Here is a 10,305-nt window from a genome sequence, read left to right as displayed (position 1 = left end):
ATCTACAGCACATTATACCACCAAAAGGCATGGACATAGGAAAAACATAAATCATACTCTATGAAAAATGGCAAAACGATGATTATATAACGAAAAAGAGGATGCATCATTTTGACACATCCTCTTTAGTTGTTGATAATCAGAGAATACTCTTAATTATTCCAATACATATACAAATCTTAGCAAAGGAAAAAAATAAACCAAGATTCATAAACCAATTTGATAAATACAACACATCCCCGATAAAAAGCAATATTTTATAAAATATTTTATCAAATAATTGTGATATCATTTTTTTTATTTATATATTTGTCGCATACAAAATAGAAGCTTTAATAAAATCGACTAGAATAGTTTAAAGTTAACCTAAAATCCTTCAAATGCAAACTTTAACCTTATATATACAGGAGTTATGAATAAAAAAATGAAGTCAGTCGGCATGTGTCTGTTGTTGGGTAGTTTATCCACCGGAATGACGTATGCGGACGTATCCACCAACAAAGCTGAAATTGACATTGTACAACAATCGGGTATATGTCAAGGTATTGTGAAAGATGCAACAGGCGAGTCTGTTATCGGAGCTTCCGTGATAGTGAAAGGCACTACCAACGGAACCATTACAGACATCGACGGAAAGTTCTCATTGTCGAACGTAAAGAAAGGAGACATTATTGAAATTTCTTTCGTAGGATATACTGCACAAACTATTAAATGGGATGGAACTCCTGTCAACATAATCTTAAAAGAAGACACCCAAACATTGGAGGAGGTAGTCGTAACAGGATATGGAGGTTCCCAAAAACGAGCTGCATTGACTACTGCCATCTCCAAAATGGACGACCAAGTACTAAAAAACGCAGCCATGAGTAATGCGGGACAAGCCCTGCAAGGTTCTGTAACAGGTTTGCGAGTTATCAATACAACAGGACAGCCTGGAGCTGAACCTGATATCACTCTTCGTGGTGGAGCAACAATTACCGGTGGTAATAGTAAAGCATTGATTGTTGTTGATGGTATTATTCGCGAAAGCATGAGTGACATCAACCCTTCAGATATTGAATCTATACAAGTATTGAAAGATGCCGCTTCTACTGCTATCTATGGTGCACGTGCCAACGGAGGTGTTATCCTTGTAGAAACAAAAAGCGGAAAAGCAGGTAAAGCTTCAGTAAACTATAAATTTAAACTGGGTGTAAACTTTGCACGTTACGGATATGATTTCTGTAATGCCCACGATTATCTTTACTATAACCGTCTGGGTTATAAACGTTATACAAACAACGTACCGGGAGCAGCAAGCGTAGATACTCAAACTGGATATGGTACACAAAATGACCTTATCGACGTAAAATATCTAACCGATGAAAATTCTCATCTAAGAAATGAAGGTTGGTTAGTTATGGATGATCCATACTATGAAGGTAAACAGCTTCTTTATAAGGATTATAGTGGTCAGTTGGATGATGCAGTTTTTGCTAATACAGCTTTGACACAAGATCATTATGTAAATATTACCGGAGGAAATGATAAAGGTACTTACATGGCCAGCATGGGATATTACAATGAAGATGGTCAGATTAAGGGAACTGGATACAAACGCTTCAACGGATCTGTAAGCGGTACCTACAAGATTTTCCCATTCTTAAATGTGAAAGCCGGTGCTACCTACACATGGTCACAGCAACCATCGTTATGGATTGGTTCTTATGAATTATTCTATCGTACACGCTCACAACGTCCGACATGGAATCCATACAACGAAGATGGTTCGCCTGCATCAGGTTGGGGAACAGGTGATGGTAATCCTGAATACTATCGGGATAAGCTGACAAGTGAAGATGGAACTCGCAAAGCTACCTATAACTTTGGCTTTGACTTAGACATCATTCCTAAAAAATTGGTATTCAGCGGGAACTCCTCTCTTTACCATTATGACTATCAATACGAAACATTCAACAAGTCATACCAGCTACAGACTTCTTCCACACCGACAAACACACGTGAAGCAAGTGCCCAAATACAGCGTTATACCCAAATACAGTTAAATGGAACATTAAATTACAAAGACACTTTCAAAGAAAAACATAACCTGGACGTAATGGTAGGTAGCGAATACTTCGGTTATAACCAATTTATTATGCAGGCAAAGACTCAGAATTCTCCGACGGATGATATTCCGACTCTGAATGCAGGTGCTACCCGTACATATACTACATCCGAAAAAACCGGTTATCGTATTGCCTCTGTATTTGGTCGTGTAAACTACAACTATCAGATGAAATACTTGTTGTCTTTGGTAGCCCGCTATGATGGTATCTCTCGTTTGAAAGATAACCGCTGGGGCTTCTTCCCTGGTGTTTCTGTCGGATGGAATGTTACAGAAGAAGATTTCTGGAAAGAATCTAAGATTTCAGATGTCATCAGCAACATCAAACCTCGTTTGAGTTATGGAGTAAACGGTAATGTAAATGGCATTGGCAACTTTGATATTTATGGAGTGTACAAGCAAATCGGAGCTGGAACATATGATGGAGCAACCGCATACTACAACTCAGCACTGATAAATACGGGACTGAGATGGGAACAGAGCCGTTCATTTGAAGCCGGTCTGGATTTGGGCTTCTTCAATAACCGATTGAGCTTCATTCTGGACTATTACAACAGAACCACCGACGACTTGCTGACAGACGTAAATCTGCCTGCTTATACCGGTTTCTCAACCATGAAAACCAACTTGGGAAGATTGCGCAACTCCGGATTCGAAATGGAAGTAAGAGCTAATATCCTTTCCAATGTAAAAGGATTTAACTGGGAAGTTTCTGCCAACTTAACTTCAGTATCCAACAAAGTATTGAAATTACCGACCAGTGACAAACCATTTAATCAAATTGATGGTTATGAAGTGGCAGCCGGACTATATGATCCAGAAACAGGAGAAACTCCAACCAAATGGATTGGTGGTTATAGAGAAGGTGGTAAACTGGGAGACATGGTAGGTTATGTACAAAACCATATCTTTAGAGACTGGAATGACGTAAAAGCAAACGCCAACATGATTATTGATGAAGTGGCTAACCTGTATGGACCAGGTATGGCAAATGAAATCAACCCGCAAACAGGTGTCACTTACGCAGAGTCCAACGGATGGAAACCTATAGAACCAGGAGATGTATGCTGGGAAGACATCAATAAAGATGGAAAAATCAATAGCCTTGACCGTGCTGTAGTGGGTAATATCTTCCCGAAAGTAACCGGTGGATTCTCTACTACTTTATCTTACAAGAACTGGTCTTTATACGCCCGCTTCGACTATGCATTGGGACACACTATTTACAACGACTTAAAGGCTCGTTCATTAGGACAATATCAAGGACAGTTTAACATCATTGATAAAGTACACGATACGTGGAGCGAAACCAATCCGGATACAGACCTTCCGGTATTTACTTATGCAGACCAGTTGAACAAGAAAAACATCACCCGTTCAAATAATGGAAACACAGCTGTCAATAATAACAGTTCACGCTTCTATGAAAAAGGTGATTATCTAGCTTTACGAGAAATCACATTGAGTTACTCTTTACCCAAGAAATGGATTGGTAAAGCAGGTATGCAAGACGCTTCTGTATATGTAACCGGTCAGAATCTATTCTATATCACAGGATATGATGGCGTTTCTCCAGAACCAGCCGTATCTACAACTTATGGAAGAGGAATTGATAATGGACGTTATCCGACTCCAAGAACCGTATTGTTTGGTTTATCTGTAACATTCTGAAAAAAATAACGATTATGAAAAAAATATTCAACTATATCTTAGCCGGATGTCTGGCAACGTCTTTTACCGGTTGTTTGGACATGGAGCCCGTTAGTAGTATTACCGACGTAAATTACTGGAAAGATGCAGCCCAATTTGAAGCTTTCAATGTCGGTCTTCACGGCCTGCTGCGCGAAAAATCTTATACCATCTTTGAATTAGGAGAACCTCGTGCCGACATTTATAACTCCAACCCATTTACAGGAGAAGCCACTCAGGGAGTGGAAAGAATGATTGACAACACGCTGAATGCTGCAAACCCGGTCATTAGTAATTATGGTGATTTCTACGTATTAATCAACCAGTTAAACCTGATGATTCATCACGCAACATCTACCGATTTGCTGGATGCCAGCACTAAGAACTATTATCTAGGAGAAGCATACGGCCTAAGAGCCTATGTATATTTTCACCTGTTACGTTCTTGGGGAGATGTAGTACTGCAATTGGATTACACCAATGGGAACGCTATCGATATAGGTAACCCCAGTAAAGCAGCCTCTTCTGCTACCGACATAATGACACAAATCAAGAAAGATATCCAAAGTTCAGAGGATGCTTTTGGTGATGATTACTCATTCAAATATGGTAAATGTTATTGGTCAAAAGCTGCTACTATGATGCTAAAAGGCGAAGTGTATTTATGGAGTGGAAAGCAAATGGGAGGCGGTGAAGCAGACTACACTACAGCCAAAAACGCATTGACCGCAGTAAAAGCATCTGGAGTAGGGTTACTGAATAACTTCCAGAAAGTATTTGCATACGACAATAAAGAAAATAACGAAATTATTTTCGCCATACATAATGGAAGAAATGAGTATAGCATGTGGAATGACCAATATCGTCTGAATATGGTAATGAACCAACAGTTCTTCGCTTCATACTGTGATGAAAATGGTACACCACTATCCGAAACCGAAATGGCTGATATAAATGGGCTGATACGTTATCAGGTAGAACAAGACCTATACACTCAATTGTTCCGAGATGGAGACAACAGAAAAGAAGGCTCTATTAAAGGTATTTATAGTGAAGAAAACGGTCAAGTCACATTCAAAGCACCGATTGCCTATAAGTTTAAAGGAGTTCTTTTGGAAGGTGATGCTACAAGAAGCTGGTTAGATGACTATCCTATTTATCGTTATGCAGACTGTCTGCTAGCTTTAGCCACTGCCAAAGCATTCTTGGGAGAAGACATTTCTACCGAAATCAACGAAGTACGTGAACGAGCTTATGGAACGACATATTTCAATGAGCACCGAAACGAAGTAGCATACCCAAATGACAAAGATGCAACCTTCTACTCAAACAACCGATTCGTAGGTAGTGATGACAACCCTATTGAAGCAATTCTGAAAGAAAGAATGAGAGAATTCTTGTTCGAAGGGAAACGTTGGTATGATATCCGTCTGATGGGTGATGATTATGCTACCAAATACTCTAGTGCCAATGCTTCACGCTTGTTATGGCCTATTGATGAAAATACATTAGGAGAAAACAGTGCACTGAACCAAACACCAGGATATTAAATCTTGAATTACAAATAAACTCGAAGAGGATATTCCTGAAAAGGGATATCCTCTTTATTTATAATACCATAATATGAAATACCACCTCCTTCTTTTTTATATTATTTTCTTTCAACTGTTCATATTTCCTTGCAAAGGGAATATATACCCTCTTCTGCCTTATCCGCAGAAAATAACCTATACAGATAAACAATTGGTATTAGATCAACTATATCTTGACACGACAGAAGAAATATACAAACAATGGAAAGATTGGCTACAAAGCATTAATGTAACTTTCACTCCCACGCAGACTGATAAAACCATCAAAATTAAAATTAAAAGCAGTTTGCCGGAAATTCCTATTCCGACCGATGAAGGCTACAAACTGAGTATTACTGAAAAACAAATACAAATCACTGCCACTTCTTCTACAGGGGCCTACAGAGCATTACAAACCATCCAGCAGTTAGCGACCTATGCAAAAAACAATGGAAGCTATTGCCTTCCTACCTGTGAGATTATAGACTGGCCTGCTTTCCGCATCAGAGGATTCATGCAAGATGTAGGTCGTACCTATATCTCGATAAAAGAGCTAAAAAAAGAAATTGACCTACTCAGTAGGTTCAAAATCAATGTATTCCACTGGCATCTGACCGAGAATCAAGCTTGGCGTCTGGAAAGTAAAATATACCCAGAAATCAACGCGTCTGAGAACATGACGCGCATGCCAGGCAAATATTATACCCTACAAGAAGCAAAAGACCTCGTAGCATTCTGCAAGCAACGGCATGTAATATTGATTCCCGAAATTGATATGCCTGGTCACAGTGCAGCTTTTGTAAGAACTTTCCACACCGACATGCAAAGCGAAAAAGGCATGGAAATTCTAAAAAAACTCATGGATGAGGTATGCGAAACATTCGATGTACCCTTTATTCATATAGGTACAGACGAGGTACTGTTTACCAACCCACAATTTGTTCCGGAAATGGTGGCCTATATCCGTAATAAAGGGAAAAAAGTCATTTCGTGGAATCCCGGTTGGAAATACCAAACAGGCGAAATAGACATGACACAGTTATGGAGTTTCCGGGGAAAAGCCCAATCAGGCATTCCAGCCATCGATAGCCGCTATCACTATATCAATCATTTCGATACTTTTGCCGACCTGATTGCATTATACAACAGCCGTATTTATGACCAAAGCACAGGAAACGAAGACATTGCAGGAAGTATCTTAGCCATTTGGAATGACCGTTACCTCCAAAATGAAAAACAAATCGTAGCAGACAACAATCTGTATTCCCACATGCTGGCGCTTGCCGAAAGGAGTTGGCGAGGAGGAGGATACGGCTATTTCGATGAAAAGACGAACCTTTTATGGGAAAAAGATACTGAAATCTATACACAATTTGCCGATTTTGAAGACAGAATGCTTTGGCACAAGGCACATACCTTTAAAGGGGAACCTTTTCCCTACGTCAGACAGGCCAACGTGGTATGGCGCATTACAGATGCATTTCCCAATGAAGGAGACCTGAATCGTATGTTTCCTCCCGAACAAGAAGAAAAAGAAAGCTATTTTTATCAAGGAAAAATCTACCAAAGCCATATCGTCTACGGAGCAGGAGTTTACTTGCGCCATGTATGGGGAAAATTAGTTCCCGGATTCTATTCCTTACCCGAAGAAAACCACACGGCTTATGCCACTACCTGGGTATTTTCTCCTGAGGAACAGAAGGTCGGGTTATTCCTGGAATTCCAGAACTATAGTCGTTCCGAAAGTGATTTAGCTCCACAACAAGGAACATGGGATTACAAAGGTAGCCGCGCTTGGCTGAACCAAGAAGAAATACTCCCACCAGTATGGAAAAACAGCCATAAAGACCGGTCAAACGAAATTCCTCTGACGAATGAAAATGCAACCTCCCGCCCTCCGATACAAGTTACATTACACAAAGGATGGAACAAGCTCTTCCTCAAACTGCCGATTGGAAAATTCAAAACCCCAGAGGTTAGATTAGTAAAATGGATGTTTAATGCCGTTTTTGTCACACCGGATGGACAAAAAGAAATAGAAAATATTGTGTATTCCCCTGATAAAAAATAAAATTAAAACATATTAATCTACAACTCATGAAAACAATTCTACTGCTAATTATAGGCTTAATATATAGCCTATTCACTTTCGGACAAACAGAAAGAAAATATTCTACTTATTACTACCAACGAGCTTCGCTGTTTGAACAACTCCCTATAAGTTCGGATGACATTCTTTTTATCGGAAATAGTATAACTGATGGAGGAGAATGGAGTGAATTATTTCAAAATCCTCATATCAAAAATAGAGGAATCAGCGGAGATACCACTTGGGGAGTATATGATAGAATCTCTGTCCTTCTTAAGGGAAAGCCTGCACAAATCTTTCTAATGATTGGAATCAATAATGTTCCTCAAGGAGAATCCCCTAATAATATAGCCTCTGATATACAACAAATCATACAAAAAATAAAAAAAGAGTCACCGCATACAGAAATATTGATACAAAGTGTTTTACCTGTCACTATAAAGTACAACCTGTATCAAGAACATACTTCCCATTGGCAGGAAATCCCTAACATTAATCAAGCTATTTTAAGTATTTGCCAAAAAGAAAATGTGAAATATATTGACCTTTTCACTCACTTTGTAGATGATAATGGACAAATGAAACCCGAATATACCAATGATGGGCTGCACCTTTTAGGAAAAGGTTACATATTATGGAAAGAAATTATCACTCCCTACTTAAAGAAATAAAATGAAACCAACAATCTTAATACTACTGCTCTGTCAATTCATTTGCTTATTACAACCCGTACAGGCTGCCAAGAAAATAAAAGTGGCCTGTGTAGGAAATAGCATCACATACGGAACTGGTATTGCTAATCGCGATACAGACTCCTATCCAGCACAATTACAGACACTGTTAGGACCACAATACACTGTGGGAAACTTTGGGAAACCGGGAGCCACTTTGCTGGTACACGGGCATCGGCCGTACATCCAGCAAGAGGAATACCAGAAAGCCCTTCACTTTTCGGCAGATATTGTCATCATTCACTTAGGCGTCAATGATACGGATCCAAGAAACTGGCCCAACTATCGTGATGAGTTCGTGCATGATTATTTACAATTAATAGAATCCTTTAAGAAAGTCAATCCTCAATGCCGCATTCTATTGGCATACATTACTCCAATAGCTGACCGACATCCTCGTTTTATCTCGGGTACCCAGCAATGGCACGAAGAAATCCAAGAGGCCATCAGTGTGGTGGCGCAAGTCAGTCAAGCCGAGGTCATCGACTTCCATACCCCACTCTACCCTTATCCCATTCTATTGCCCGATGCCATTCACCCCAATGAAGAAGGAGCACATCTTCTGGCTCAGACAGCATATTCAGCTATAACCGGCGATTATGGAGGACTTCATCTCCCCATGCTTTATACCGATTACATGGTTTTGCAACGGGATACTCCACTTCGCATTCATGGCGTAGCCGATGCCTCCACACCTGTCACGGTACGTATTAATGGACAAGAAAAGACAACCTTTACGAAAAGTAACGGAAAATGGGAAGTCCTGCTTGACCCGATAAAAGCAGGAGAGAATTATGAACTTTCCGTACAAACCCCACAGCAATCACGCACCTTTCATCATGTGGCCGCAGGAGAGGTCTGGTTGTGTTCCGGACAGTCTAACATGCAATTTATGCTACAGCAAGCCAAAGATGCTGCTTTCGAGATATCGCAGGCACACAACCCCCACATCCGTTTCTTTCACATGAAAGGGAGATGGGAAACCAATGCCACAGCATGGCCAGCCCAAGCCATCGATTCCATCAATCATCTTTTCTATTATCAACCCACCATATGGACCGAATGCACCCCCAATACGGCGGCTACATTCTCTGCCATAGCCTACTATTTCGGGAAAGTGCTGCAAGACAGCTTAAAAGTACCTATCGGACTGATATGTAATGCAGTAGGAGGGTCTACTACAGAATCATGGGTCGACCGCCACTCATTGGAAAAACATTTCCCCGCCATTCTGAAAGATTGGACTCAAAATGACTTTATTCAAGAATGGGCCAGAAAAAGGGCCCTGCTCAATCTCCAGAAAAGTACAAGCCCATTCAAGCGTCATCCCTACGAGCCCTGTTATTTATATGAAGCAGGCATACTCCCCCTCCAGCAATATCCTCTTAAAGGAGTTATCTGGTACCAAGGAGAATCGAATGCGCACAACATGGAAGCACATTATAAATTGTTTAGGTTATTGGTGAATGGATGGAGACAAAACTGGAACCAGCTGGACATGCCTTTCTATTTTGTCCAACTTTCCAGCTTGAACCGCCCTTCATGGCCCTGGTTTCGAGACAGCCAGCGACGCTTGATGAACGAGATACCTCATACCGGCATGGTGGTATCGACCGACAAAGGAGATTCGCTCAACGTACATCCTACCGACAAACGTCCCATTGGCGAACGGTTGGCTAGATGGGCCTTAAATAAAACCTACCATTATACGCTGCTTCCATCCGGTCCTCTGTACAGACAGGCCGTCTTGAAAGGCCACGAAGTCATGGTTGAATTTGATTATGCAGAAGGCTTACACACCTCGGATGAAAAATCGCTCACCGGCTTTGAGCTGGCAGAATATGACGGAATCTATTTCCCTGCGCAAGCCGTCATAGAAGGAGATAAAATCCGAGTCTACTCCGATTCTATCAAACATCCGCGATATATACGGTATGGCTGGCAACCTTTTACCCACGCCAATCTTGTCAATAAAGACCAGCTTCCAGCCTCTTCTTTCCGCGATAAAATCCGGTAACCGATTTCATGTTTCCGCAGAAAACAATGTCAAACAGTTGATTAGCAAACCGAAATTTCGTAATTTTGCCCCTATCAATTGAAATTACGTAATTTTATCAA

The 10,305-nt window shown here is 40.5% G+C and carries 5 protein-coding genes; all 5 read left to right on the top strand.

Annotated elements, in window-relative coordinates:
• Positions 1-412 precede the first annotated feature (412 nt).
• The 5 genes from H6A28_RS13295 to H6A28_RS13275 all read left to right on the top strand — a co-directional run bounded on the left by H6A28_RS13295 (position 413) and on the right by H6A28_RS13275 (position 10,204).
• The gene (locus H6A28_RS13295; protein WP_204477439.1) at positions 413-3,778 is read left to right on the top strand and encodes a SusC/RagA family TonB-linked outer membrane protein; all 3,366 of its coding nucleotides are present in this window, start codon (positions 413-415) and stop codon (positions 3,776-3,778) included.
• A 14-nt stretch (positions 3,779-3,792) separates the two neighbouring features.
• The gene (gene nanU / locus H6A28_RS13290; protein WP_204477447.1) at positions 3,793-5,346 is read left to right on the top strand and encodes a SusD family outer membrane lipoprotein NanU; all 1,554 of its coding nucleotides are present in this window, start codon (positions 3,793-3,795) and stop codon (positions 5,344-5,346) included.
• Positions 5,347-5,419: 73 nt separating this feature from the next.
• Complete coding sequence (locus H6A28_RS13285) at positions 5,420-7,438, top strand: family 20 glycosylhydrolase (protein ID WP_204480785.1); 2,019 nt, start codon at positions 5,420-5,422, stop codon at positions 7,436-7,438.
• A 26-nt stretch (positions 7,439-7,464) separates the two neighbouring features.
• Positions 7,465-8,127, top strand: coding sequence for a GDSL-type esterase/lipase family protein (locus H6A28_RS13280; protein ID WP_204476709.1), 663 nt, complete (start codon positions 7,465-7,467; stop codon positions 8,125-8,127).
• A 1-nt stretch (position 8,128) separates the two neighbouring features.
• Positions 8,129-10,204, top strand: a complete 2,076-nt coding sequence (locus H6A28_RS13275) for a GDSL-type esterase/lipase family protein (protein WP_204476707.1) — start codon at positions 8,129-8,131, stop codon at positions 10,202-10,204.
• Positions 10,205-10,305: the final 101 nt, after the last annotated feature.

Source organism: Bacteroides mediterraneensis (assembly GCF_016900355.1).
Classification (GTDB): Bacteria; Bacteroidota; Bacteroidia; order Bacteroidales; family Bacteroidaceae; genus Phocaeicola.
Note: the sequence above shows the minus strand (reverse complement) of the source record. Positions and strands in the feature narration are given on the sequence as shown.